Source organism: Ideonella sp. (genome assembly GCF_036277275.1).
Lineage (GTDB): Bacteria > Pseudomonadota > Gammaproteobacteria > Burkholderiales > Burkholderiaceae_C > Ideonella.
Map to the genome: position 1 here is coordinate 1 of NZ_DASUNH010000076.1, position 24,462 is coordinate 24,462.

The following is a 24,462-nucleotide window of genomic DNA, read 5'->3' on the forward strand; positions in this document are numbered from 1 at the left end:
TCGCCCACGTCGAGGTCGCACTGCTGCGCGATCATGTGCGTGAGCAGCGCGTAGCTCGCGATGTTGAAGGGCACGCCCAGAAAGATGTCGGCGCTGCGCTGGTAGAGCTGGCAGCTCAGCTTGCCGCGCTCGCCGGGCGGCTGAGAGGGCGCCACGTAGAACTGGAAGAAGGCATGGCAGGGCAGCAGCGCCATCTTCGACAGCTCGGCCACGTTCCAGGCGCTGACGATGATGCGGCGCGAGTCCGGGTTGTTCTTCAGCGTCTTCACGACCTCGGCGATCTGGTCGATGTGGCCGCCGTCCGGCGTCGGCCAACTGCGCCATTGCACGCCGTAGACCGGGCCCAGGTCGCCGTCGTCCCGAGCCCATTCGTCCCAGATCGTGCAACCGCGCTCCTGCAGCCACTTGACGTTCGAGTCGCCGCGCAGGAACCACAGCAACTCGAGGATGATGGACTTCAGGTGCACCTTCTTGGTCGTCACCAGCGGGAAGCCTTCGCTCAGGTCGAAGCGCATCTGGTGGCCGAACACGCTGCGCGTGCCGGTGCCGGTGCGGTCGCCTTTGGCCACGCCGGTCTCGACGACGTGGCGCATGAAGTCTTCATACTGGGAACGAACGGGGCGCGAAGTCATGGCCCGATTTTACGAGCCGAGGTGCGCCCCGTCCGCGCCGGGGGTCAGGCCGGCTTCTGCGGTTCGCGCAGGAAGATCTCGACCCGACGGTTGCGGGCGCGGCCCTCGTTGGTGTTGTTGTCGGCGATCGGTTGGCGCGAGCCCTCGCCGGAGATTTCGACCCGCTGACCGCTGACGCCGCGCGACTCCAGGTACTGGCGCACGCTGCGCGCCCGGTCGACCGACAGCGGGTCGTTCACCGCATCGCTGCCGGTGGAGTCGGTATGGCCGACCACGCGCACGTTCATCGAGTGGTCCAGCCCTTGGGCGAACTGGTCGAGCACCGGTCGCAGCTCGGGTCGGATATCGGCCCGGCCGGTGTCGAACGATATGTCGCTCGGCACGTTGACCTTCAACTGGTTGTCGGCCGTGCGGTCGACGGTGACGCCGGTGCCCTGCGTGGCCTTCTCCATCGCCTTGCGCTTGTCTTCCATGCGCTTGGACCACAGGTTGCCGGCGACCGCACCCAGCGCACCGCCGACCACCGCGCCGGTGCCGGCCTTGCCGCCGGTGCCCGAGCTGATCAGCGCGCCTGCCGCCGCTCCCACGCCGGCGCCGACCGCGGTGCCCTTCTCACGTTCGCCCATGTTGCTGCAGCCGGTGGTCAACAAGGCCGCCGCGACGATCCAGGACAGATGGGGGTTGAAATGCTTCATGTCTTCTCTCCAATCGAACCAACGATGGAGCAAAGCGTATGCCGCGCCCGACGAGGCATCGATTCAAGATGCAACGAGTGATACTGCCGGCGCGCTGCCTTCCAGGCCGAACTGCATCGCGGCCAAGCGGGCATACAAACCGTCACGCTCGATCAGCTCGGCGTGGGTCCCCTGGTCGACGATGCGGCCAGCCTCCATCACGACGATGCGATCGGCCTTCTGCACGGTCGCCAGGCGGTGTGCGATGACCAGCGTGGTCCGGTGCGCCATGGCCGCTTCGAGTGCCGCCTGCACCATGCGTTCGCTCTCGGCATCGAGCGCGCTGGTGGCTTCGTCCAGCAGCAGCAGCGGCGGGTTCTTCAGGATCGCGCGGGCGATGCTGATGCGTTGGCGCTGGCCGCCTGACAGGCGCACGCCACGCTCACCGAGAAAGCTCTGGTAGCCGCCGGGCAAGGCGCTGATGAACTCGTGCGCGAAAGCGGCCTTGGCGGCGGCGATCACCTCGTCGTCGCTGGCCTCCGGGCGGCCGTAGCGGATGTTGTCCATCGCGCTGGCCGAGAAGATCACGCTGTCTTGCGGCACGATGCCGATGCGCTGGCGCAAGTCACTGAGCGCGGCCTCGCGAACATCGACCCCGTCGACCTGCACCTGGCCGGCTTCGGCATCGTAGAAACGCAGCAGCAGCTGGAACACGGTGGTCTTGCCGGCGCCGCTGGGGCCGACGAGTGCCACGGTCTCGCCCGGCTGCACGTCGAGATTGAAGTCCATCAGCGCCGCTTGGTTCGGTCGCGACGGGTAGTGGAAGCGCAAGCCTTGCAACGTGACGCGGGAGCCGCGCTTGGTGGGCGGCAAGGCGCGCGGCTTCGCTGGCTCGGCCACCGGCGAATGGGCCACCAGCAGCTCCATCAGGCGCTCGCTGGCACCGGCGGCGCGCAGCAGATCACCATAGACCTCGGACAGCACCGCGACCGAGCTGACCAGCACGATCACGTACAGCACCGTCTGGCCCAGGTGGCCGGCGGTGATGTCGCCGCGGATGACGGCTTGGGTGCCCTGGTACAGACCCCACAGCAGCGCACCGAAGGTCGCCGTGATGATGAAGGCCACCAGGATAGAGCGCACCAGCGTGCGCTTCTTCGCGGTGTCGAAGGCCGCTTCGGTGGACAGCGTGAAGCGGCTCGCCTCGCGCTTTTCCTGCGTGTAGCTCTGCACCACCGGCACGGCGTTCAGCACCTCGGCGGCGATCGCGCTGGAGTCGGCGACGCGGTCCTGGCTGGCACGGCTGAGCTTGCGCACGCGGCGGCCGAACAGCAGTGCCGGCAACACCACCAGCACCAGAATACCCAGCACCTGGCCCATCACGTACGGGTTGGTCGCCACCAGCATGCCCAGCGCGCCGATGCCCATCACGGCGTTGCGCAAGCCCATGCTGAGGCTGGAGCCGACGACCGTCTGCACCAGCGTCGTGTCGGTCGTCAGCCGGCTCAGCACCTCGCCGGTGGCGGTGGTCTCGAAGAACTCGGGGCTTTGCTGCACCACGTGGGCGTAGACGGCGTTGCGAAGGTCGGCCGTGACCCGTTCACCCAGCCAGGTGACCATGTAGAAGCGGGCGGCTGAGAAAAGGCCCAGCGCCGCACCGACGCCGAACAACGCGCCAAAGTGCTCCCGCAACGCCATCAGTCGCGCGCCCGGTTCGGCGGCGACCAGGCCCTCGTCGATCAGCGTCTTCAGTGCCACCGGCAGCACCAGCGTCGCCATCGCGGCCAGCACCATGAACGTCAGCGCCAGCACGATCCGGCCGCGGTAGGGGCGCAGGAACGGCGCGAGGCCGGACAGCGAGCGAGGGGTGGCGGCCTTGGGGCGTTCGGTGGGGGCGGTCGACATGGCGGGCAGTGTAGGCAATGGGCAGGACGGGGCCGCCACCTCCCGAATCGAGCCGTGTGGCATGGAAAACCCTCATTAATTCAAGGCTATTCAATAACTGCCGAAACAATCATTGCACAGGCAATTATATTGATAGCATGAACCAAGACGACACCTCTTCCCCTGGCTTCTACATCCCGGGCCAGTACCGGCCAGACCAGAGCGTGGGCTACCTGATGAAACGGGTGTTGTCGTCCGTGCTGGCGCAGGCTGACGACCGGCTGGCCTCGCTGGACTTGACGCATGCGCAGTGGCTGCCGCTGTTCAAACTGGCCGTCAAGGAATGCCACACGGTGGCGGCGCTGGCCCGCGAGCTGGAGCTGGATCCCGGTGCGATGACACGCTCGCTGGACCGGCTCGAAGCCAAAGGCTTGGTGCGCCGCGAACGATCGACCGAAGACCGCCGCGTCGTCAACCTGGTGTTGACCGACGAGGGCCGCCAGGTCGCGCGCCAGGTGCCACCGGTGATGGCCGAGGTGCTGAACAACCACCTGCGGGGTTTCAGCGAAGACGAATGGAAGCAGCTGATTGCGCTGCTGACCCGCATGGTGGCCAACGGCGACGCCATGCGCCAACCCCCGGCGGCATGAAGGAGACCGCGGTGAAAAGACTGTCTCTTCCCCATCTGTCCTTGCCCCGGCTGGCCTGGCCGAGCGTGGGTCCGACCGGCCTGACCGCATTGGTCGCGGTGGCTTCGGCGATCGTGCTGCTGGCTGGTTGCGCCACGCCCGGTGAACCGACGCCACGGCTGGCCGAGGCCGCACCTGCCGCGGTCGGCTTGAACGACACCACCAGCACGGCCGCCCCGGCGCGTTGGTGGACAACGCTCGGCGACCCGCAACTCGGCGGCCTCGTCGACCAGGCGCTGCGCGACCAACCGAGCCTGGCCGTTGCGCAAGCCCGCGTCGTTCGCGCCCGCGCACTCGCCCGCATGAGCGAAGCGGCGGATGGCCCCCAAGCCAACCTGACGGTTGAAGCCTCGCGCCAGCGCTACACCGAGAACGGCCTGGTGCCGCCGCCGATCGCCGGCTCGATGCAGAACACCGGCACCGTGCAGGCGGGCCTGAGCTGGGGCCCGGACTGGTACGGCCAGCAGGCTGCAGCGCTGGCTTCGTCGCTGGGCCAGGCTCGCGCGGCGCGGGCCGATGCGGCGGTGGCGGCCAACGCGCTGTCCACGCAGGTGGCGCGTGCCTATGTCGGGCTGGCCCGTCTGGTCGCGCAACGCGAAGTGGCCGAGCGCACGCTGGCCCAACGCGACGAGCTGCGCGCGCTGACGCACCAGCGCGTGAGCGCCGGCCTGGACACGCAGGTCGAGCTGGTGCTGGCCGACAGTGCGCTGCCCGACACCCGCGCCCAGATCGAAGCGCTCGACGAACAGATCACGCTGGCCCGCCACCAGCTGGCGGCCTTGAGCGGCCAGGCCCCTAATGCACTGGATGGACTGACGCCAACCATCGACCACCTGACCATACAGGCCTTGCCGCCGAACCTGGGCGCCGACCTGCTCGGCCGGCGGCCTGATGTGGTTGCGGCGCGCTGGCGCGTCGAAGCGGCCGGCCAGGACGTCAAGGTCGCCCGCACGCAGTTCTACCCGAACGTCAACCTGACGGCCTTCGTCGGTTTCAACGCGATCGGGCTGGACCAGGTGCTGGCGTCCGGCAGCCGCCAGTTCGGCGTCACGCCGGCGCTGCATCTGCCGCTGTTCGACGGTGGCCGGCTGCGGGCCCAACTCGGTGGCCGCGAGGCCGACCTGAATGTCGCGGTGGCGCAATACAACGCGACGGTGCTCGACGCGGTGCGCGAGGCCAGTGATGCGATCAGCTCGCTGCAATCGCTGGCGCGGCAGCGCAAGGAACAGGCCGATGCGCTGGCCGGTGCGCAGAAAGCCCACGGCCTGGCGCTGCAGCGTTATCGGGCGGGCCTGGGCAGCTACCTGATCGTGCTGAACACCGAGAGCCAGTGGCTGGCCCAGCGCCGCCAGGCCGTCGATCTGCGCGCCCGCGAAATCGACACCGGCGTGGCGCTGTTGAAGGCGCTGGGCGGCGGCTGGGCTGATGACACGCAGGTCGTCGCCGCAGCGCATTGAAAAGACGAGACTTCCGACGAGAGACAACACCATGACCGACGCCGCTGCATCGCCTGTTCAAGCACCCGCTGCCAACCCCGATGGCCGCCGCCGCGGCCTGACCTTGATCGCCACAGCCGTTACGCTGGCCGCTGCCGGCTGGGGCGGGTGGCACTGGTTTCATGGCCGCCATCGCCAGACCACCGACAACGCCTATGTGGCCGGCAACGTGGTCCAGATCACGCCGCAGGTCAGCGGCACCGTGGTCGCGATCCTGGCCGATGACAACGATGCGGTGAAGGCCGGCCAGGCGCTGGTCAAACTCGACACCGCCGACGCCAAGGTCGCGCTCGAGCAGGCCGAAGCGCAGCTCGCGCAGACGGTGCGTGAAGTGCGCGCGCTGTACGCCGGCAACGCGACGCTGAAGGCCCAGGTCGCGCTGCGCGAAGCCGATCTGGCCCGCGTCCAGGCCGACCTGGCCCGCGCGCAGGACGACGTCAGCCGCCGTGCCCCGCTGGTGAGCAGCGGGGCGGTCGGCAACGAGGAGTTCCAGCACGCGACCGCTCAGTTGGCCTCGGCCAAGAGCGCGCTGGCCGCCGCGCAATCCGCCGCACTGGCCGCGAAGGAGCAGCTGACCACCGGGCAGGTGATGACCGACGGCACGACCGTCGAGCAGCATCCGAACGTGCAGCGCGCCGCGGCGCGTGTGCGCGAGGCTGCGTTGGCGCTCAAGCGCGACGAGCTGCCGGCGCCGATCGAAGGCCATGTCGCCAAGCGGGCGGTGCAGCTGGGCCAGCGCGTCCAGGCCGGCGCGCCGCTGATGACGGTGGTCGCGCTCGACAAGCTGTGGGTCGACGCGAACTTCAAGGAAGGCCAGCTGGCCGACCTGCGCATCGGCCAGCCGGCCGAGCTGACCGCCGATGTCTATGGCACCAAGGTCACCTACCACGGCAAGGTCGCGGGCCTGGGCGCCGGCACCGGCGCGGCCTTCTCGCTGTTGCCGGCGCAGAACGCGACCGGCAACTGGATCAAGATCGTGCAGCGCGTGCCGGTGCGCATTGCGCTCGATCCGGCCGAGCTGGCCGAACACCCGCTGCGGGTCGGTCTGTCGATGGAGGTCACCGTCGACACCGGCGACCGAGGCGGCAAGACGCTGGCCGATGCACCGCGCGCGCACGCCGTGGCCGCCACCGGCGTCTACGAAACCGTCGATCGGGAAATCGACGAACGCATCCGCAGCATCGTTCGCGTGAGATGAGTCCCCCGCGCTTCCTTGCGGTCGCTGCATTGCCGGCCCCGGAGGGAGCTCTTGCAGCGGTCCGGGAAAGCCGGACCCGCGCCAAGTCCTTGGTTCGGTCGGCATCGTGCAGAAGAACCCATTGATATGAGCAAGCAACTCCTTGACGGAGCGCCGGCCCCGCTGACCGGCACTGCGCTGGTGCTGGGCACCGTGTCGCTGTCGCTGGCGACCTTCATGAACGTGCTCGATTCGTCGATCGCCAATGTTTCGTTGCCGGCGATCGCCGGTGACCTGGGTGTCAGCCCGGGGCAGGGCACCTGGGTCATCACCAGCTTCGGCATCGCCAACGCGATCTCGGTGCCACTGACCGGCTGGCTGACGCAGCGCTTCGGCGCGGTGCGGCTGTTCACGATGAGCGTGCTGCTGTTCGTGCTCGCTTCCTGGCTGTGCGGCTTCGCGTCATCGTTGGAGATGCTGGTCGCGTTCCGCGTCGTCCAGGGCCTGGTGGCGGGGCCGATGATCCCGCTGTCGCAGACCTTGCTGCTGTCGAGCTATCCGCGTGCCAAAGCCGGCACGGCGCTTGCGCTCTGGGGCGTCACGACGCTGGTCGCGCCGGTGGCCGGGCCGCTGCTTGGTGGCTGGATCACCGACAACGTCTCGTGGCCGTGGATCTTCTACATCAACGTGCCCATCGGCCTGGCCGCCGCGGCTGTCACCTGGGGCATCTACAGACACCGCGAAACGCCGCGCCGCAAGCTGCCGATCGACACCGTCGGCCTGGGCCTGCTGGTGGTGTGGGTTTCGTCGCTGCAGCTGATGCTCGACAAGGGCAAGGAGCTGGACTGGTTCTCGTCGCCGCAGATCGTGCTGCTGGCGGTGGTGGCCGTGGTCGCGTTCGCGGTCTTCATCGTTTGGGAGCTGACCGATGCACACCCGGTGGTCGACCTGCGCCTGTTCAAGGGCCGCAACTTCGCCTTCGGTGCGCTGGCCTTGTCGGTGGCCTATGGTCTGTTCTTCGGCAACGTGGTGTTGATGCCGCTGTGGCTGCAGCAGTGGATGGGCTACACGGCCACCACCGCCGGGATGGCGCTGGCGCCGGTGGGCATCTTCGCGATCCTGCTGTCGCCGCTGGTCGGCCGCAAGGTCGCGGTGTGGGACCCTCGCCGCATGGCCACCGGAGCGTTCATCGTCTTCGCGCTGGTGCTGTGGATGCGTTCGCAGTTCACCGTGCAGACCGACCTGACGCATGTGCTGATCCCGACCTTGATCCAGGGTGCGGCGATGGCGTTCTTCTTCATCCCGCTGACGACACTGACGCTGTCCGGGCTCAGTCCCGAGCGCATGCCGGCGGCGGCGGGCCTGTCGAACTTCGCTCGCATCACCGCTGGTGCGATGGGCACCTCGATCGCGACCACGCTGTGGGACGACCGCGCGGCCCTGCATCATGCGCACCTGACCGAGCCGCTGTCGGCCGGGCAGGGCGTGTTTGCCAACGCGCTGGCGACGCTTCAGTCCGCGGGCATGAGCACCCAGCAGGCGCTGGCCCACGTCAACCGGATGATCGACCAGCAGGCATACACCCGCGCCGCCGACGACATCTTCTACGGCTCGGCGCTGCTGTTCCTGTTGCTGATCGGCCTGATCTGGTTCACCAAGCGGCCGCCGCGCCTGGGTGGTGCGACGGCCGATGCCGGCGGCGCGCACTGATTGATTGGTGCCCCCCGCCCGCTCCGGCGGGCTGCCTTGCAGGCCGCGCCGAGCCAGAGGCTCGGCCCCTCGGTAGGCACAAACAGCCCTCAGGACTGTTTGTGTCCGACCTCGGCCCGCCGAGGGGCTCGCGCAGCGGACCGGCAAAGCCGGATCCGCGCACGCCACTTGAGTGGCGCCGGCTCCTGCGGAGCGTCGCAAGGGGGTCAGTCAGAGTTGCTCTCGTCATCCGCAGGGCGCTCTTGGGCTGTGGGTAGCCGCCCACGGCGCGCGAGTGCCTCGCGCAGCAGGAACTCGACCTGCGCGTTGGCGCTGCGCAGCTCCTGCGCGGCGAGCCGCTCGATCTCGGCCCACAGCGCGGGGTCGATGCGCAGCGGATAGCTTTTCTTGCCGGGGCTGGCCATGCGGCAACGCGCTCGAGCTCAGTTGTACAGCGTGCCGGCATTCAGGATCGGCTGGGTGTCCTTGTCGGAGCAGAGCACGACCAGCAGGTTGCTGACCATTGCCGCCTTGCGCTCGTCGTCGAGCACGACGATCTCCCGCTCCGACAGGCCCTTCAGCGCCGCCTCGACCATGCTCACCGCGCCTTCGACGATCTTCTTGCGCGCGCTGATGATCGCTTCGGCCTGTTGCCGGCGCAGCATGACCTGAGCGATCTCGGGCGCATAGGCGAGGTGCGTGAGCTTCGCGTCGAGCACCTCGACGCCGGCGTCGGTGAAGCGCACCTGCAGTTCGGCCTTCAGCGCCACGGCCACTTCGTCGATGCTGCCGCGCAGCGTGATCTCGCCGGCCTCCGGGTCTTCGCCGTGGTCGTAGGCGTATTGCGAGGTGACATGCCGCAGCGCGGCTTCGGCTTGCACCTTGACGAACAACTCGTAGTCGTCGACCTCGAACACGGCTTGTGCGGTGTCGCGAACCCTCCAGACCACCGCGGCGGCAATCTCGACCGGATTGCCGCGCTTGTCGTTGACCTTCTGCGCCGGCATGTTGAGGTTGCGCGCTCGCAGCGAGATCTTGCGGCCCACGTACAGCGGATTGGCCCAGCGCAGACCTTCGCTGCGGTCGGTTCCCTTGTACTGGCCGAACAGCAGCAGGATCGCCGCGGTGTTGGGCTGCAGCATGTACAGCCCCGCCAGCGCGGCGACGCCGGTGCCGATCAGCGCCAGCGCGACCAGCAGGCCGGAGAGACCCGCGATGCCACGCATCAAGACGGCGACCCCGGCCCCGATGAGCACCGCCCCGACCAGCACCATCAGGTAGCCGTTGGCCGAGCGGTACGGCTGCTCGGCGCGTACGACATGGTTCATGTACCGTCTCCCGTTGAAATCAAAGTGATATCACTTTATGGGCGGTGGCTGATCGCGTCAAGCGGGATGACCCAACGCTGCGGGCGGGCTCCGAATCCATCACGCACACCTTGTAAACAAGCCTCAACTTGGCCCCAAAAAGGCCGATTTGTGTTCGAATTCTTCTACTGAGTCACAGGAAACCGATGGTGGATCCCAGCGAGGCGCGCGAGACCCGCGATGCCCATCCGACATGGATGCAAAACCTGACGCGGCTGGCGAGTCGCGCCAGCCTGGGATCGGCATGGGCCTTCCAGATCGGCGTGGCCGTCATCGTGGCGCTGGGCGTGGCGACGATGCTGGTCTGGCTGGACGGCAGTTCGTGGCCGGTGGCCATCGGCGCCGGTGCGATCGCGTTGCTTCCGGCGCTGGTCGCTGGCGGTGCCGCGCTGCACCTGGCCCGTGCGCTGGCCCAATCGTCGGTGCAGCGCGAGCTGCTGATGGTCGACGACGAGCTGACCGGTGTCAGCAACCGCCGCCAGTTCCTGCGTTTGACCGAACGTGAGTGGGCCCGCTGCCGCCGCTATGGCGACGACGGGGCGCTGCTGCTGATCGACGCCGACCACTTGCGCCGCATCAACGACAGCATGGGCCAACGCTGCGGCGATGCGATCCTGCTCGAGGTGACGCGCCGCGTGAACGCCACGCTGCGCCAGTCCGACCTGCTGGCCCGCTTCGGCGGTGCCGAACTGGCGGTCTTCCTGCCGCACACCGACCCGCTGGGCGCGCTCGACGCTGCCGAGCGGATCCGCCAGCAGGTGGCCTCGGCGCCATTCCGCTGGGAGAGCGCGCATGTCGTGGCCACGGTCAGTGTCGGCGTCGCCCACGTGCACATGGGCCAGGCCTCGCTCGACGGGCTGGTGCAAGACGCCGAATCGGCGCTGCAGGCTGCGAAGGAAGCGGGCCGCAACTGCGTGCGCGCGACGCCGATCCAGCCCCGCCGCAGCGGCGAGACGCGCTCAGTCACTTCGTAAGGAAACCGGCTTCCGCCGCCAGCCGCCACAGCGCTTGCTCGGCGGCTTTGTCGTCTTCGGCCTCGACGCTGACCCGGTCCATGCCGCGCAGCCAAGTCAGCTGGCGCTTGGCGAGCTGGCGAGTGGCGGCCGAGCCGCGCTCCAGCAGGTCGGTGCGCAGGGCGTCGCCGCTGAGGCCGGCGTCGAGCGCTTCCCAGGCCTGGCGGTAGCCAACGCAGCGCATGCTGGGCAGGTTGGTGTGCAGGTCGCCGCGCTCGCGCAAGGCACGCACCTCGTCGAGAAAGCCGTGGGTCAGCATCTGCTCGAAGCGTTGACCGATGCGGGCGTGCAGCCAGGCGCGGTCGCGTGGCTCCAATGCGAGCAGGCGGTGGCGGGGCGGGGTGATCGGTGCATCGCTGCCGCGGGTGTGAAACGCCGACAGCGGCTGGCCGGTGACGCGGAACACTTCGAGCGCACGCTGGATGCGCTGTGCATCATTGGGCGCCAGGCGCGCCGCGGTGACGGGGTCGACACGGACCAGCTCGGCGTGCAGCGCCGGCCAGCCTCGGGCGGCGGCTTCGGCGTCCAGCGCGGTCCGTACCGTCGCATCGGCGGGGGGCAACTCGTCGATGCCGTCGATCAACGCCTTGAAGTACAGCATCGTGCCGCCGACCAGCAGCGGCAGTTTGTCGCGGGCGCGGATGTCGGCGATCAACCGCTGCGCATCGATCGCGAACCGTGCGGCGGAGTACGAGTCGCTCGGGTCGAGGATGTCGACCAGATGGTGTGGCACGGTGGCCAACTCGGCAGCGGTCGGCTTCGCGGTCCCGATGTCCATGCCGCGGTAGACCAACGCCGAATCGACGCTGACGATTTCCAGCGGCAGTTCCGTCGCGAGTTTCAGTGCCAGCCCGGTCTTGCCCGACGCGGTCGGGCCGGCCACGCCGATCCAGTCGATCGTGTTCTGCATCAGGTCGGCGCCAGCTCGAAGCGTTCGCCGTCGCGCTGCACCAGCGTCCAGGCGATCGTGGTGGTGGCCAGGGCGAAGAAGGCCAGGCCCAGGCCGAGCGGACGCAGGCTGCCGTCCAGCGCCTGGCCCAGCCACAGGCCGACGGCAAACGCCACCAGCGCGAGCAAGAAGCCGGCGAGTGCCGATGCCACCCCGGCCATGCGCGGGAAGGGCCCGACCGCACCTGCCTGACCACATGGTTGATGGATGCCGTGACCGAAGTTGTAGAGCCAATGGGCCAGCAGCACGCCGGCCAGGTCATGGCTGCCGGACAGTGCCAGGCAGGCCATGCCCAGCCCCCCCGCCAGCGTGAACACGGCGCCCAGACGCACTGCACCGGCCAGGCCGCGCCGTACCAGCAGGCGGCGGCAGTAGAAGGTTGCCGCCATGTACGACAGCGAGGCCGAGGCCATCGCCAGGCCGTAGCCCCAGGGCGACAGGCCCAGCACGCCGATGTAGACGAAGGACGAGCCCGCCAGCAGCAGGAACAAGCCGCCATAGGTGGCACTGACCAGCGCAGCCCAGGCGCGGAAGGCCGGGTGGCGCAAGACGACAGCCGCGCTGCGCCGGAGCGGGCCGGGGTGCAGGGCGTGCGGGTCGCGCTGTGGGCAGGTCTCGGGCACGCGCCAGGCGATGAAGACCAGTGTCAGCACCGCGACCATCGCCACGGCACCCAGCGGCGCGCGCCAGCCCGACACCGCCGTCAGCCAGCCACCCAACAGCGGCGAAGCCAGCGCCAGCACGCCCAGGCCGGTCAGCGCCCAGGTCATCACGTGCGCGCCTTGCCGGGGCTCGTACAGGTCGCGCACCATCGCGCGGGCACACACCACCGAAGCCGCGAGCCCGAGACCCTGCAGCGCACGAAAACCGATCAAGGCGTCGATGTGCGGGGCGCTCATCGCGCCCAGGCTGGCGAGGGTGTGCAGCGCCAGGCCGCCCAGGAGCACCGGTTTGCGGCCGAAGCGGTCCGACAGCGGCCCCATCACCAATTGGCCGATGCCGAAGGCCAGCAGCACCAGCGACATCGTCAGCTGCGCCGCGGCCATCGGCGCTTTCAGCTCGGCTGCCAGCAGCGGCAGCGCCGGCAGGTAGAGATCGGTGGTGACCGGCTGCAGCCCGAGCAGCAGCGCAATCGCGAGGGCAGCAAGGGCAGGGGTCAGCGGATGAACACGGGGCGGTGGGGCGGCCGTCATCGGGCGAGCCTAACAGCGGATGACCACCCGACTCGAATGCAAGGGCGGCCGGATGACCGCCAGGCCGCGGCGTTCGGCGAGTCCGCAGGGACTCGCTCGGTCACGTGTCAGTCTTCGAGTTCGGCCTTCGCCATCTCGACGTCGAGCCGCTCCATCGCGTCCTTCGGGTCGCACTCGGCCGCGTCGGCGTACAGCTTCTCGGCTTCGGCCATCCTTTTGTCGCCTTCGAGCATCACCAGCCCGTTGGCATACTCGACCATCGCGATCGCGCTGGTCGGGTTCAGCTTCAGCGCTTCCTGGTACAGCTTCAGGCCGGTCGCGGCGTCGGCGCCTTGCGTCTTGCCGAGCAGCTTGCCGACCTTGTCGATCACCTCGGCGTGGAAGGCCCCGAGCGCAATGTGCGCGTCGGCATGCTTGGGCTGCAGCTTGATCGTCGTCTCGAGCGCACCCTTGACCTTGCTGCCCAGCCCTTGCGCCAGCGCCTTGGCCACGCTGATGCCCTGGCTGTAGCGGCCCAACGCGTAGGCCATGAAGTACCAGGCGTTGGCGTTCTTCGGATCATCCTTGGCCTGGGCCTCGGCGCGTTCGGCCACTTCAAGGAACAGCGAGAGCTTGTTCTTCTCGCTTTTTTCCAGGTAGTTGGCGTAGATCGCCTGGGCCTTGTTGGCCACGGTGATGCCGGCGCCGCCGGCTTTCAGGCCCGCCTCGGTGGCTTTCTGGAACTGGCCGGCGTGGAACAGCGCCCAGGCGGCCTGCACAGCCTCGTCCTTCGGCCAGGGTTCGGCGTCGCCGGTGTGCAGCCGGGCCCATTGCTTCTTCAACGCGGCCGCGTCGTAGGTGTAGTCGTCGGCGTCATACGGGAAGGCGGTCCACTTGGCCATGGGGTGTCTCCTTGAGGGTGGCTTGTTGTGTTTCAGACGGCGCGGTAGGGGCCGGCCAGCTCGTTCAGGTGTTCGCGCGCAGCGGGCTCGAGGTAGGGGCCGAGCAGGCCCAGCACGTGCCAGGCGCCGCGGGCCAGCGTGGCGGCGGCGCTCTCGGGCTCTAGCGCCTTGCGCGGCTCGCGCACGTACTCGTAGCTGAGCCAATAGGTCAGCACGACCACCATCGAGGTGGCGACCACCGCGGCATCGGGCCGTGCCAGCCGCATCGCGCTGCCGCGGGTCAGGCCGGCCAGTACAGCCTCGACCGCGCGGGTCTTGTTCTTCAACACGAACTGGAAGTGGGTTTCGAGCCGGCGGTTCTTGCTGAGCAGGTCGTTCAGATCGCGGTAGAGAAACCGCGAGCCCCAGATCAGCTCGAACAGCATGTGGAAGAACAACCATGCGTCTTCGACGTTGCGCACGCCGTCGGCCGCGTTCAGCAGCTCGTTCAGCGCCGTCTCGTAGCGGCCGAACAGTGCGTTGATCAGCTCGTCCTTGGCCGGATAGTGGTAGTAAAGGTTGCCGGGGCTGATGCCCAGCTCGGCCGAGATCAGCGTGGTCGACACGTTGGGCTCGCCAAATCGGTTGAACAGATCGAGCGTGACCTCGAGGATGCGTTCGGCGGTGCGGCGGGGCTTCTTGGTCGGCATGGGTGGCCACCAATCTAGCATCCCCACGCAGGCAAGGCCTTGGGGGCGCTCCCTACAATCCCGCCGCTGTCGACCGCCCGCCTGTGCGTTGCCGGCTCACCAGGACCATCCATGCCAGCCGTTTCCTTCCAGGGCGTCGCCAAGACCTTCACCGGCGCCCGTGGCACCCTGCGCGCGCTCGACGGGGTCAGTTTCGACATCGAGCGCGGCGAGTTCTTCGGCCTGCTCGGCCCCAACGGTGCCGGCAAGACCACGCTGATCAGCATCCTCGCGGGCTTGGCGCGCGCCACCGAAGGCCGCGTCTCGGTGATGGGCCACGACGTGGTCGAGCACTATGCCGATGCTCGCCGCGCACTGGGCATCGTGCCGCAGGAGCTGGTGTTCGATCCGTTCTTCTCGGTGCGCGAGACGCTGCGCATCCAGAGCGGGTACTTCGGCGTCAAGCACAACGATGACTGGATCGACGAGTTGCTCTCGGGCTTGGGTCTGGCCGACAAGGCGCAGGCCAACATGCGGCAGCTTTCGGGTGGCATGAAGCGGCGGGTGCTGGTGGCGCAGGCGCTGGTGCACCGACCGCCGGTGATCGTGCTGGACGAGCCGACGGCGGGGGTCGATGTCGAGTTGCGCCAGACGTTGTGGCAGTTCATTGCCAAGCTGAACAAACAGGGCCACACGGTGCTGCTGACCACGCACTATCTCGAAGAAGCCGAGGCGTTGTGCAGCCGCATCGCGATGCTGAAGCAAGGCCGCATCGTGGCGCTCGACCGGACGGCGAACCTGCTGGCGGCGACTGCCGGCAGCGTGCTGCGCTTCAAGACCGACGACGCATTGCCGGCAGATCTGGCCGCGCAGGCCCGCGTGACGGGTCGAATTGCCCAGGTGGCCGCGCACGACGCGGCCGGCATCGAGCAGGTGCTGGCGCGGCTGCGCGCCGCGAACGTGAAGGTCGAGGACCTGGAGATCGGCCGCGCTGACCTGGAAGACGTGTTCTTGACGATCATGCAAGGCAACCACACCGTGGCGGAGGAGGCGGCATGAGTGCCGTCATTGACCGTCCTGCCCAAGGCGCACGACCGTTGGCCGGTGCCCGCACGCTGTTCTACAAAGAGGTGCTGCGCTTTTGGAAAGTCGCTTTCCAGACCGTCGCCGCGCCGGTGTTGACTGCCGTGCTGTACCTGCTGATCTTCGGCCATGTGCTCGAAGACCACGTGAAGGTCTATGGCCATATCGCCTACACCAGCTTCCTGATCCCGGGCCTGGTGATGATGAGCGTGCTGCAGAACGCGTTCGCCAACACCTCGTCGAGCTTGATCCAGAGCAAGATCACCGGCAACTTGGTGTTCCTGCTGGTCACGCCGCTGTCGCCGCTGGCCTGGTACGTGGCCTATGTCGGCGCCTCGATGGTCCGCGGGTTGGCTGTGGGGTTGGGCGTGCTGGTGGCCACGCTGTGGTTCGGCATGCCGGCTTTCGCGCAGCCGGGCTGGATCGTGGTGTTCGCGCTGTTGGGGGCGGGGTTGATGGGTTCGCTGGGTTTGATTGCCGGCTTGTGGGCCGAGAAGTTCGACCAGATGGCGATGTTCCAGAATTTCATCGTGATGCCGATGACCTTCCTCGCTGGTGTCTTCTACTCGGTGCATTCGCTGCCGGCTTTCTGGCAGGCCGTGAGCCAGCTGAACCCGTTCTTCTACATGGTCGACGGTTTCCGCCATGGCTTCTTCGGCATCAGCGACGTGTCGCCGTGGTTCAGCCTGGGGGTGGTGGCATTGAGTTTCGTGGTGGTGGCGGGGGTGACCTTGCGGCTGCTGCAGACGGGCTACAAGCTGCGCCACTAGGCTGCGAGAACGGATCAGGGATAATCCCGAGCACTATGTCGGCCCCCACCCCCGCCCAGGTTCGTGACTACATCGCCGCCGGTCTCGGCTGCGAGCATCTGGAAGTCGAGGGCGACGGCCGACATTTCTTCGCCACCATCGTCTCGACCGAGTTCGATGGCCTGCCCCGCGTGCGCCGCCACCAGCGCGTGTACGCCGCGCTCGGCGAGCGCATGCGCGAAGAGATCCACGCGCTGTCGATGAAGACGCTGACGCCGGCCGAATGGGCCGTCGAACAGGCGAATTCCGCCCCCACCGGCGCGACCACGCCGCATCATTGACGATCCCGCTCGGGCGGCCGGCGTGATGCGCGCGGCCGCCGCCCGGGGCTCCGTCGCGCGCTTTCCTGCTCTCACGCCCATCGCACCCCCGACCCCATGGACAAACTTCTGATTCGCGGCGGCCGCCGTCTGACCGGCGAGCTGACGATCTCTGGCGCCAAGAACGCCGCGCTGCCCGAGCTCTGTGCCGCGCTGCTGACGGCCGACGCCGCGACGCTGCGCAACGTGCCCAAGCTGCAAGACGTGGCGACGACGCTGAAGCTGTTGCGCCACCTGGGCGTGCAGGTCGAGCGCAGCGACGCCGAGCCGAACACGGTGACGCTGGATGCGAGCCAGATCACCAGCACCAAGGCGCCTTACGAGCTGGTCAAGACGATGCGCGCGTCTATCCTGGTGCTGGGCCCGCTGCTGGCGCGCTTTGGCACGGCGACCGTGTCGCTGCCCGGCGGCTGCGCCATCGGCTCGCGCCCGGTCGACCAGCACATCAAGGGCCTGCAGGCGATGGGCGCCGAAATCACCGTCGAGCACGGCTACATCCAGGCCCAGGCGCCGCTGAACGCCGCCGGTCAGCGCCGGCTGCGCGGCGCACGTATCACGACCGACATGGTCACGGTGACTGGCACCGAGAACCTGATGATGGCCGCCGTGCTGGCCGAGGGCGAGACGGTGCTGGAAAACGCCGCGCAGGAGCCCGAGATCCCCGATCTCGCCGAGCTGCTGATCGCGATGGGCGCGAGGATCGAAGGCCACGGCACGCACCGCATCGTGATCCAGGGTGTCGACCAGCTGCATGCGCCCAAGGGTGGCCATCGCATCATTCCCGACCGCATCGAGACCGGCACGTTCCTCTGCGCGGTGGCGGCGGCCGGCGGCGACGTGACGCTGCGCCAGGCCAATGCGCGCCACCTCGATGCGGTGATCGACAAGCTGCGCGAAGCCGGTGTCACGATCACGGCGGAAGACGACTGGATCCGCGTGCAGGCCGACGCCCGCCCGAAGGCGGTGAGTTTCCGCACCAGTGAGTACCCGGCATTCCCGACCGACATGCAGGCCCAGTTCATGGCCGTCAACTGCATTGCCGAAGGTGCCGCGAAGATCAGCGAGACGATCTTCGAGAACCGCTTCATGCACGTCAACGAGCTGATCCGCCTGGGCGCCAAGATCGAGGTCGACGGCCACTCGGCGATGGTGACCGGCGTGCCGCGCCTGTCGGGCGCCACGGTGATGGCGACCGACCTGCGCGCCTCGGCCAGCCTGGTGATCGCCGGCCTCGTGGCCGACGGCACGACGACCGTCGACCGCATCTACCACCTGGACCGCGGCTACGACCGGATGGAAGCCAAGCTGCGCTCGATCGGCGCCGATATTGAACGTGTCAGCGAACGGGTCGGCTCATGATCACGCTGGCGCTGTCCAAAGGCAGGATCTTCGAAGAGACGCTGCCGCTGCTGGCTGCCGCCGGCATCACCGTCAGCGAAGACCCTGAGAAGAGCCGCAAGCTGATCCTGCCGACCAACCGTGCCGATGTGCGGGTGGTGCTGGTTCGCGCGACCGATGTGCCGACCTATGTGCAGTACGGTGGCGCCGACCTCGGTGTGGCTGGCAAGGACATCCTGCTCGAGCACGGTGGCGAGGGCCTGTACCAGCCGCTCGACCTGAACATTGCCAAATGCCGCCTGAGTGTCGCGGTGCGCGACGACTTCGACTACGCCGCAGCCGTGAAGCAGGGCTCGCGCATCCGCGTCGCGACCAAATACACGACGATGGCGCGCCAGCACTTTGCCGACAAGGGCGTGCACGTCGACCTGATCAAGCTCTATGGCTCGATGGAGCTGGCGCCGCTGACCGGGCTGGCCGATGCGATCGTCGACCTGGTGTCGACCGGCTCGACCTTGAAGGCCAACCACCTGGTCGAGGTCGAGCACATCATGGACATCTCGTCGCGCCTGGTCGTCAACCAGGCGGCGCTGAAGCTGAAGCGCGACGTGCTGCGGCCGCTGATCGACGCCTTCGCCGCGGCAAGGCCGCAGCCCTGAGCCGCTGGAATGTTAAGTTAGCTTTCTGCGCTTGCAATGGGGCTGTCCGAGGGCGAACATGATGACTCGCTCGAGGCTGGAGTGGTTCACTTCGCTGTAACCCAATCAGGAGGACTGAATCGCGATGATCATCAAGAAGATTTTTCGAGGACGTGGGCGCATGGACTGCCTTGCCGCGGCCTGCTCTATGGCGGCGGTCTTGCTCGTCGGCTGCGGTGGTGACGGCGATGAAGTGACGGCGGAGGATTGCGCCGGCGCCACCTTGCAGTACGAGACGCTGATCACTTTCGATAGGCTCGGCGGACAGTTGGCCGAAGCGGACCTGGGCCACACCAAGACCACGGGCGCCGCCTCGTTGAGCGGGGCGCCTCAAGCCTGTCTGAAAGGGGCGACTTTCGCGCTCGGATCGGGCAGCCTGCCTCCTGGTCTGGCTCTGAATTCGACCACCGGCGAAATCTCAGGCACGCCCACCTCGGCCGGCGCCTACGACCTGTCGATCTCCGCGAAGGGATCGCTGATTCAGAAGTCGTTGGTGCTGGATTGGCAGATCCGCAATCCGGCGGCTTCCGCCTGGCAGGGCTGGGACGACAGCACCGGTGGCCATGCGACGCCGATCGATGCGGACGCGTTGAACGTGATCGGCGATGCGCTGGTGCTGACGTCCGGCGGTACTTCTTCCGTCACGACGACGCGCAGCACCGATGGCGGTGCCACCTGGACCACCGACACGCCACCGACAGCGCCACCGGCCCGCTTGAACTTCCTGACCGCCGACGACGGTCGAGGCCACCTCTATGTCATCGGCGGCGGCGGCGCGGATGGTGATCGTTTCGACGATGTCTGGATGTTCGACGGCAGCACCTGGCAGCAGCGGACCGCGCATGTGCCCTTCGACACGCTCGATCTGCAGCTGATGTTCTCGGCCTCCGGCCATCTGTTCGTCCAGATCTACGGAAGCCTCTGGCGTTCGGACGATGATGGGCAAAGCTGGGCGAAGGTCGCGGAGATGCCATTCGGCGACAACGTCACCACTCCCACGTGCGGCGTCGAGTTCGGGAACAAGGCGGTGGTCGTGACCGCTGGCGACGCCTATGGCACGGGCATCAATCCGGAAACCAAGATCTGGTCATCGGACGATGCGGGGGTGACCTGGCAAGAGCACACCGTGGCCGGGATGACCGGCAGCCCGGTGACGACGCTCAATGGCGGCGTCGGCCAGTGTGCGGTGAAGGACGGGCGTCTGTTCGTGGCCGGAAATGGGCATTGGTGGAGCTCCGTTGCGACGATTGCCTCCACCGCCGACCTCGATCACTGGGATTTCCAGCCGCGTAGCAACGCCTTCCTCGAAGGCACGCCGCTGCCTGGCGCGGTGTTCCAGAACGGGCGCCTGCACGTGGCCTACGGCGACAAGCTCTACACCAGCCAACCCTGACCTCAGGCAGCACTTCGATGTCCACCGTCCGCCTTCATCAGCTCCAGACCAACGATCCGCAGTTCGAAGTCGAATTCGAACGGCTGCGACATTGGTCGGCTGAAACGGACGGGGCCATCGAGGATCGGGTGGCGGCGATCCTGGCCGACGTGCGCTCGCGTGGCGATGCGGCGGTGCTCGAATACACCGCGCGTTTCGATCATGTGCAGGCCGAATCGGTTGGCGCGCTGGAGCTGACGCGCGACGAGCTGAAGACGGCGTTCGGCGCGATCACGCCGGCTCAGCGCAACGCGCTCGAAGCCGCGGCGGCGCGGGTGCGCAGCTACCACGAGCGCCAGCTCGAGGCCTGTGGCCGCGGCTGGAGCTACCGCGACGAAGACGGCACGCTGCTGGGTCAGAAGGTCACGCCGCTGGATCGCGTGGGCATCTATGTGCCGGGCGGCAAGGCGGCCTACCCGTCGTCGGTGCTGATGAGCGCGATCCCGGCCCATGTGGCGGGGGTCGGCGAGATCATCATGGTCGTGCCGACGCCTCGCGGCGAAAAGAACGCGCTGGTGCTGGCCGCCGCGTATGTCGCCGGCGTGCACCGCGTCTTCACGATCGGCGGCGCGCAGGCCGTGGCGGCCCTGGCCTACGGTACCGCCACGATTCCCGGCGTCGACAAGATCACCGGCCCCGGCAACGCCTATGTCGCCAGCGCCAAGCGCCGCGTGTTCGGCCAGGTCGGCATCGACATGATCGCGGGCCCGAGCGAGATCCTGGTGCTGGCCGATGGCACGACGCCGCCGGACTGGGTCGCGATGGACCTGTTCAGCCAGGCCGAACACGACGAATTGGCGCAATCCATCATGCTGTGCCCAGACGCGGCTTACATTGCGAAAGTGAGCGAGGCGATCGAACGCCTGCTGCCCGAGATGCCGCGCCGCGACGTGATCCGCGCGTCGCTCGAAGGCCGCGGCGCGCTCGTGCTGACCCGCTCGATGGACGAAGCCTGCGACATCAGCAACCGCATCGCGCCCGAGCACCTGGAAGTCTCTTCATCGGACCCGCATCGCTGGGAGCCGAAGTTGAAGCACGCCGGCGCGATCTTCCTCGGCGCCTACACGAGCGAAAGCCTGGGCGACTACTGCGCCGGGCCGAACCACGTGCTGCCGACCTCGGGCACCGCGCGCTTCTCGTCGCCGCTGGGCGTCTACGACTTCCAGAAACGCAGCAGCCTGATTGAAGTGAGCGAAGTGGGCGCCAACAAGCTGGGGGCGATCGCCGCTGAATTGGCCTATGGTGAGGGCCTCCAGGCCCACGCGCGAGCCGCCGAAATGCGCATGAGGCGTTGACACGAACTTCGTGCAACACGAAAATCGTGCAACACGAATCTCGTGTAGCTGTTGGTCGTCCGCATGAAAAACGTCACCGTCACGATGGAAGACAGCGTCGCCGAATGGGCGAGGCTGGAAGCCGCGCGCCGCAACACCAGCGTTTCTCGCCTCATTGGCGAGATGCTGTCCGAGAAGATGCGGCACGACGATGCCTACGAGCGGGCGATGAACGAGTGGCTGCAGCGGCCGGCCTTGTTCACCTCGGATGGTTCGCCCTACCCAAAGCGCGAAGAAACCTATGGCGAGCGGCTCGAACGTCTTCGTTGACGCTGGCGTCTTGCTTTGTGCGGACGATGGTGCAGACCCCGCCAAGCACCTGCGTGCACGCGAGTGGCTAAAGGTGCTGTGGACCAGTCGCTGCGGCCGCTTGTCGAGCCAGGTGCTGACCGAGTACTACGCGAACGCCACGCAGCAGCTGGAGCCACCGATGCAGCAGGGCGATGCCCGGGCCGAGGTGCGGCGCTATCAGCATTGGAGGCCCTGGCAGATCGACCACCAGACGGTCGAAACCGCCTGGGCGATCGAAGCCCGCTTCCAGGTGAACTGGTGGGATGCGCTGATCGTCGCTGCCGCCCAGCACCAGGGCTGCCGCTACGTGCTGACCGAAGGCCTGCCGCACGGCCAGCAGATCGACAGCGTGCAGATCCTCAACCCCTTTCTCGTCGGCCCCGAGGTGCTCGAAGCACCCGGCCCGGCCGTCACGACCCCCACCACGCGATGAGCCCGCCATGAGCACACCCTTGTCCGACCGCATGGCCCGTTACCTTCGTGCCGACGTGCAAGGCATGCATGGTTATGCCGTGCAGCCCAGCGCCGGCCTGGTCAAGGTCGACACGATGGAGAACCCGTTTCGCCTGTCGCCCGAGCTGCGCCGGCAACTGGGCGAGCGCCTGGCCGAGGTGGCGCTGAACCGCTACCCGGCCGAGCGCGGCAACGTGCTCCGCCAGGCACTCGCCCGGCACGCGCAGATGCCTGACGGTTGCGACATCATGCTCGGCAACGGCTCCGACGAGCTGATCAGCCTGCTGACGCTCGCGGCCGATGTGCCCGGCAACGTGGTACTGGCGCCGCTGCCCGGCTTCGTGATGTACGAGATCGCGGCCAGGCACCAGGGGCTGAAGTTTGTGGGCGTGCCGACCACCGCCGACTTCGAGCTCGATGGCCCGGCGATGTTGGCCGCGATCCGCGAGCACCAGCCGGCCATCATCTACCTGGCCTACCCGAACAATCCGACCGCCAACCTGTGGGACGACGGCATCATCGACGCGATCATCGAGGCCGCGTCCGGCCTGGTGGTGATGGACGAGGCCTACCAGCCGTTCGCATCGCGTGATTCACTGGAGCGCCTGAAGCGCCACGAGCATGTGCTGCTGATGCGCACGATGAGCAAGTTCGGCCTGGCCGGCGTGCGCATCGGCTACATGATGGGACGCGCCGCGCTGATCCGCGAGATCGACAAGCTGCGCCCGCCGTTCAACGTCAGCGTGCTGAACTGCGAGGCGGCGCTGTTCGCACTGGAGCATGTCGACGAGTACGCTCGCCAGGCGGAGACGATCCGTGCCGAGCGCGCGAAGCTGTTTGACGCGCTGGCGGCGCTGCCGGGCGTGCAGCCCTTCCCGAGCGAAGCCAACATGATCCTCGTGCGGGTACCCGACGCGAAGCAGCTGTTCGCCGGCATGAAGGCCCGCGGTGTGCTGGTGAAGAACGTATCCGGCCTGCACCCCTTGCTCGCGAACTGCCTGCGCATCACCATCGGCACACCCGAAGAGAACCCGCAGACCCTGGCCGCGTTGCGCGGTGCCTTGGAAGAGTTGAGTCAATGACCATCGAACCCCGCATCGCCGAAGTCCAGCGCGACACCAAGGAAACCCAGATCCGGGTGCGCGTCAACATCGACGGCACCGGCCAGGCCGTGCTTTCCACTGGCATCGGCTTCTTCGACCACATGCTGGATCAGATCGCCCGCCATGGCCTGATCGACCTGGAGATCGATGCGAAGGGCGACCTGCACATCGACGGCCACCACACGGTCGAAGACGTCGGCATCACGCTGGGCATGGCGGTGGCCAAGGCGGTAGGTGACAAGAAGGGCCTGACGCGCTACGGGCACTCGTATGTGCCGCTGGACGAGGCGCTGTCGCGCGTGGTGGTCGATTTCTCGGGCCGCCCGGGGCTGGAGATGGCGGTCGACTTCAAGTCCGGCATGGTCGGGGCGTTCGACACCCAGTTGGCCTACGAGTTCTTCCAGGGCTTCTCGAACCATGCGCTGGTCAGCCTGCACATCGACAACCTGAAGGGCCACAACGCACACCATCAGTGCGAGACGATCTTCAAGGCCTTCGGCCGCGCGCTGCGGATGGCGATGACGCTCGATCCGCGCTCGGCAGGCGTCATCCCGTCGACGAAAGGCAGCCTGTGAGCCGGACTGTGGCTGTCGTCGATTACGGCATGGGCAACCTGCGTTCGGTGTCGCAGGCGGTGATCCATGTGGCCGCCGGCGAGGGTGTCGAGGTGGTCGTCACCGCGCAGCCAGACGAGGTGCGGGCCGCCGAGCGCATCGTGCTGCCTGGCCAAGGCGGCATCCGCGACTGCATGCGCGAGCTGCACGACTCCGGCCTGAAAGAGGCAGTGCTCGAAGCGGCGGCGAACAAGCCGCTGATGGGCGTTTGCGTCGGCATGCAGATGCTGCTGGACCACTCGGAAGAGCAGGACACGCCTTGTCTGGGCCTCATTGGCGGTCAGGTGAAACGTTTTCAGCTCGAAGGCCAGTTGCAACCCGACGGCAGCCGTTTCAAAGTGCCACAGATGGGCTGGAACGAGGTTCGCCAGGTCCGCCAGGGCGCTGCCGTGCACCCGATCTGGGCGGGCGTGCCCGACGAGTCCTTCTTCTATTTTGTGCACAGCTACTACACCCAGCCGTCGGACGAGCGCCACACCGCGGGAACCACCGAATACGGCCTGCGCTTTACCTGCGCGGTGGCGCGGGATAACATTTTCGCGACGCAGTTTCACCCCGAGAAGAGCGCTGCACATGGCTTGGCGCTGTATCGCAACTTCCTCAACTGGAAACCGTGATTCGCCTGCCTCGTCGGCTGCCCGCCGGTTGCCGTCCCTGATGCGCTGACGCCGCCTT

26 protein-coding genes are annotated in these 24,462 nt (G+C 67.6%); 17 read left to right on the plus strand and 9 right to left on the minus strand.

Going from position 1 to position 24,462, the window contains the following annotated elements; translation table 11 throughout:
• From VFY73_RS13115 to VFY73_RS13125, 3 genes are all read right to left on the minus strand, one after another.
• Nucleotides 1-632: thymidylate synthase (locus VFY73_RS13115; protein ID WP_329719374.1), on the minus strand; the 632-nt coding region annotated here is incomplete at its 3' end.
• Between the two features lie 44 nt (nt 633-676).
• Nucleotides 677-1,327 carry an OmpA family protein gene (locus tag VFY73_RS13120; protein ID WP_329719376.1) on the minus strand — a complete coding sequence of 217 codons (651 nt, stop codon included), beginning with the start codon at nt 1,325-1,327 and terminating at the stop codon, nt 677-679.
• A gap of 63 nt (nt 1,328-1,390) precedes the next feature.
• Nucleotides 1,391-3,211, minus strand: coding sequence for an ABC transporter transmembrane domain-containing protein (locus tag VFY73_RS13125; RefSeq protein WP_329719378.1), 1,821 nt, complete (start codon nt 3,209-3,211; stop codon nt 1,391-1,393).
• A 137-nt stretch (nt 3,212-3,348) separates the two neighbouring features.
• Between VFY73_RS13125 and VFY73_RS13130 the strand changes: the two genes are divergently transcribed.
• From VFY73_RS13130 to VFY73_RS13145, 4 genes are all read left to right on the plus strand, one after another.
• Nucleotides 3,349-3,840, plus strand: coding sequence for a MarR family transcriptional regulator (locus VFY73_RS13130; protein ID WP_329719380.1), 492 nt, complete (start codon nt 3,349-3,351; stop codon nt 3,838-3,840).
• A gap of 50 nt (nt 3,841-3,890) precedes the next feature.
• Nucleotides 3,891-5,336, plus strand: a complete 1,446-nt coding sequence (locus VFY73_RS13135) for an efflux transporter outer membrane subunit (protein ID WP_414654455.1) — start codon at nt 3,891-3,893, stop codon at nt 5,334-5,336.
• Between the two features lie 31 nt (nt 5,337-5,367).
• On the plus strand, nt 5,368-6,573 hold the full coding sequence (locus VFY73_RS13140; RefSeq protein ID WP_329719382.1) for an efflux RND transporter periplasmic adaptor subunit: 1,206 nt from the start codon (nt 5,368-5,370) through the stop codon (nt 6,571-6,573).
• 126 nt (nt 6,574-6,699) lie between these two features.
• Entirely contained in the window at nt 6,700-8,262 is a 1,563-nt protein-coding gene (locus VFY73_RS13145; RefSeq protein WP_329719385.1) for a DHA2 family efflux MFS transporter permease subunit, read from the plus strand.
• 206 nt (nt 8,263-8,468) lie between these two features.
• Here the strand turns inward: VFY73_RS13145 and VFY73_RS13150 are convergent, their stop codons facing one another.
• Together VFY73_RS13150 and VFY73_RS13155 are read right to left on the minus strand one after the other, a co-directional pair.
• A complete protein-coding gene (locus tag VFY73_RS13150; protein ID WP_329719387.1) occupies nt 8,469-8,666 on the minus strand; it encodes a hypothetical protein in 198 nt (65 codons plus the stop codon).
• Nucleotides 8,667-8,684: 18 nt separating this feature from the next.
• Nucleotides 8,685-9,569: an SPFH domain-containing protein gene (locus tag VFY73_RS13155; protein ID WP_329719389.1), complete on the minus strand. Its 885-nt coding sequence runs from the start codon at nt 9,567-9,569 to the stop codon at nt 8,685-8,687.
• A 185-nt stretch (nt 9,570-9,754) separates the two neighbouring features.
• On the opposite strand from VFY73_RS13155, the gene VFY73_RS13160 reads away from it, so the two are divergent.
• Nucleotides 9,755-10,582, plus strand: a complete 828-nt coding sequence (locus tag VFY73_RS13160; RefSeq protein ID WP_329719391.1) for a GGDEF domain-containing protein — start codon at nt 9,755-9,757, stop codon at nt 10,580-10,582.
• Here VFY73_RS13160 and miaA read toward each other — a convergent pair.
• The 4 genes from miaA to VFY73_RS13180 form a co-directional block, all read right to left on the minus strand.
• On the minus strand, nt 10,572-11,531 hold the full coding sequence (gene miaA, locus VFY73_RS13165; RefSeq protein WP_329719393.1) for a tRNA (adenosine(37)-N6)-dimethylallyltransferase MiaA: 960 nt from the start codon (nt 11,529-11,531) through the stop codon (nt 10,572-10,574). The two genes, VFY73_RS13160 and miaA, sit on opposite strands and share 11 nt — an antisense overlap.
• Entirely contained in the window at nt 11,531-12,763 is a 1,233-nt protein-coding gene (locus VFY73_RS13170; RefSeq protein ID WP_329719395.1) for a Bcr/CflA family efflux MFS transporter, read from the minus strand. The genes miaA and VFY73_RS13170 overlap by 1 nt, the downstream gene beginning before the upstream one ends.
• A 107-nt stretch (nt 12,764-12,870) precedes the next feature.
• Nucleotides 12,871-13,644 carry a hypothetical protein gene (locus VFY73_RS13175; protein WP_329719397.1) on the minus strand — a complete coding sequence of 258 codons (774 nt, stop codon included), beginning with the start codon at nt 13,642-13,644 and terminating at the stop codon, nt 12,871-12,873.
• Nucleotides 13,645-13,676: 32 nt separating this feature from the next.
• Nucleotides 13,677-14,333 carry a TetR/AcrR family transcriptional regulator gene (locus VFY73_RS13180; protein WP_329719399.1) on the minus strand — a complete coding sequence of 219 codons (657 nt, stop codon included), beginning with the start codon at nt 14,331-14,333 and terminating at the stop codon, nt 13,677-13,679.
• A gap of 111 nt (nt 14,334-14,444) precedes the next feature.
• On the opposite strand from VFY73_RS13180, the gene VFY73_RS13185 reads away from it, so the two are divergent.
• From VFY73_RS13185 to hisH, 12 genes are all read left to right on the plus strand, one after another.
• Nucleotides 14,445-15,371, plus strand: coding sequence for an ABC transporter ATP-binding protein (locus VFY73_RS13185; RefSeq protein ID WP_329719401.1), 927 nt, complete (start codon nt 14,445-14,447; stop codon nt 15,369-15,371).
• Nucleotides 15,368-16,165, plus strand: a complete 798-nt coding sequence (locus VFY73_RS13190) for an ABC transporter permease (RefSeq protein WP_329719403.1) — start codon at nt 15,368-15,370, stop codon at nt 16,163-16,165. Before VFY73_RS13185 ends, VFY73_RS13190 begins: the two co-directional genes overlap by 4 nt.
• 35 nt (nt 16,166-16,200) lie before the next feature.
• A complete protein-coding gene (locus VFY73_RS13195) occupies nt 16,201-16,485 on the plus strand; it encodes a BolA family protein (RefSeq protein WP_329719405.1) in 285 nt (94 codons plus the stop codon).
• Nucleotides 16,486-16,581: 96 nt separating this feature from the next.
• Entirely contained in the window at nt 16,582-17,883 is a 1,302-nt protein-coding gene (murA, locus tag VFY73_RS13200) for a UDP-N-acetylglucosamine 1-carboxyvinyltransferase (RefSeq protein WP_329719407.1), read from the plus strand.
• Complete coding sequence (gene hisG, locus VFY73_RS13205; protein WP_329719408.1) at nt 17,880-18,521, plus strand: ATP phosphoribosyltransferase; 642 nt, start codon at nt 17,880-17,882, stop codon at nt 18,519-18,521. Before murA ends, hisG begins: the two co-directional genes overlap by 4 nt.
• Nucleotides 18,522-18,645: 124 nt before the next feature.
• Nucleotides 18,646-19,953 carry a putative Ig domain-containing protein gene (locus tag VFY73_RS13210; protein WP_329719409.1) on the plus strand — a complete coding sequence of 436 codons (1,308 nt, stop codon included), beginning with the start codon at nt 18,646-18,648 and terminating at the stop codon, nt 19,951-19,953.
• Nucleotides 19,954-19,970: 17 nt separating this feature from the next.
• Nucleotides 19,971-21,287, plus strand: coding sequence for a histidinol dehydrogenase (gene hisD, locus VFY73_RS13215; protein WP_329719411.1), 1,317 nt, complete (start codon nt 19,971-19,973; stop codon nt 21,285-21,287).
• A gap of 63 nt (nt 21,288-21,350) precedes the next feature.
• Entirely contained in the window at nt 21,351-21,596 is a 246-nt protein-coding gene (locus VFY73_RS13220; RefSeq protein WP_329719413.1) for a CopG family transcriptional regulator, read from the plus strand.
• On the plus strand, nt 21,568-22,050 hold the full coding sequence (locus VFY73_RS13225; RefSeq protein WP_329719415.1) for a PIN domain-containing protein: 483 nt from the start codon (nt 21,568-21,570) through the stop codon (nt 22,048-22,050). Before VFY73_RS13220 ends, VFY73_RS13225 begins: the two co-directional genes overlap by 29 nt.
• Before the next feature lie 7 nt (nt 22,051-22,057).
• Nucleotides 22,058-23,152 (plus strand): histidinol-phosphate transaminase, encoded by a 1,095-nt coding sequence (gene hisC, locus VFY73_RS13230; RefSeq protein WP_329719417.1) that lies wholly within the window; start codon nt 22,058-22,060, stop codon nt 23,150-23,152.
• Nucleotides 23,149-23,748 carry an imidazoleglycerol-phosphate dehydratase HisB gene (hisB, locus tag VFY73_RS13235; RefSeq protein ID WP_329719419.1) on the plus strand — a complete coding sequence of 200 codons (600 nt, stop codon included), beginning with the start codon at nt 23,149-23,151 and terminating at the stop codon, nt 23,746-23,748. Before hisC ends, hisB begins: the two co-directional genes overlap by 4 nt.
• On the plus strand, nt 23,745-24,404 hold the full coding sequence (gene hisH, locus VFY73_RS13240; protein WP_329719421.1) for an imidazole glycerol phosphate synthase subunit HisH: 660 nt from the start codon (nt 23,745-23,747) through the stop codon (nt 24,402-24,404). Before hisB ends, hisH begins: the two co-directional genes overlap by 4 nt.
• Nucleotides 24,405-24,462: the final 58 nt, after the last annotated feature.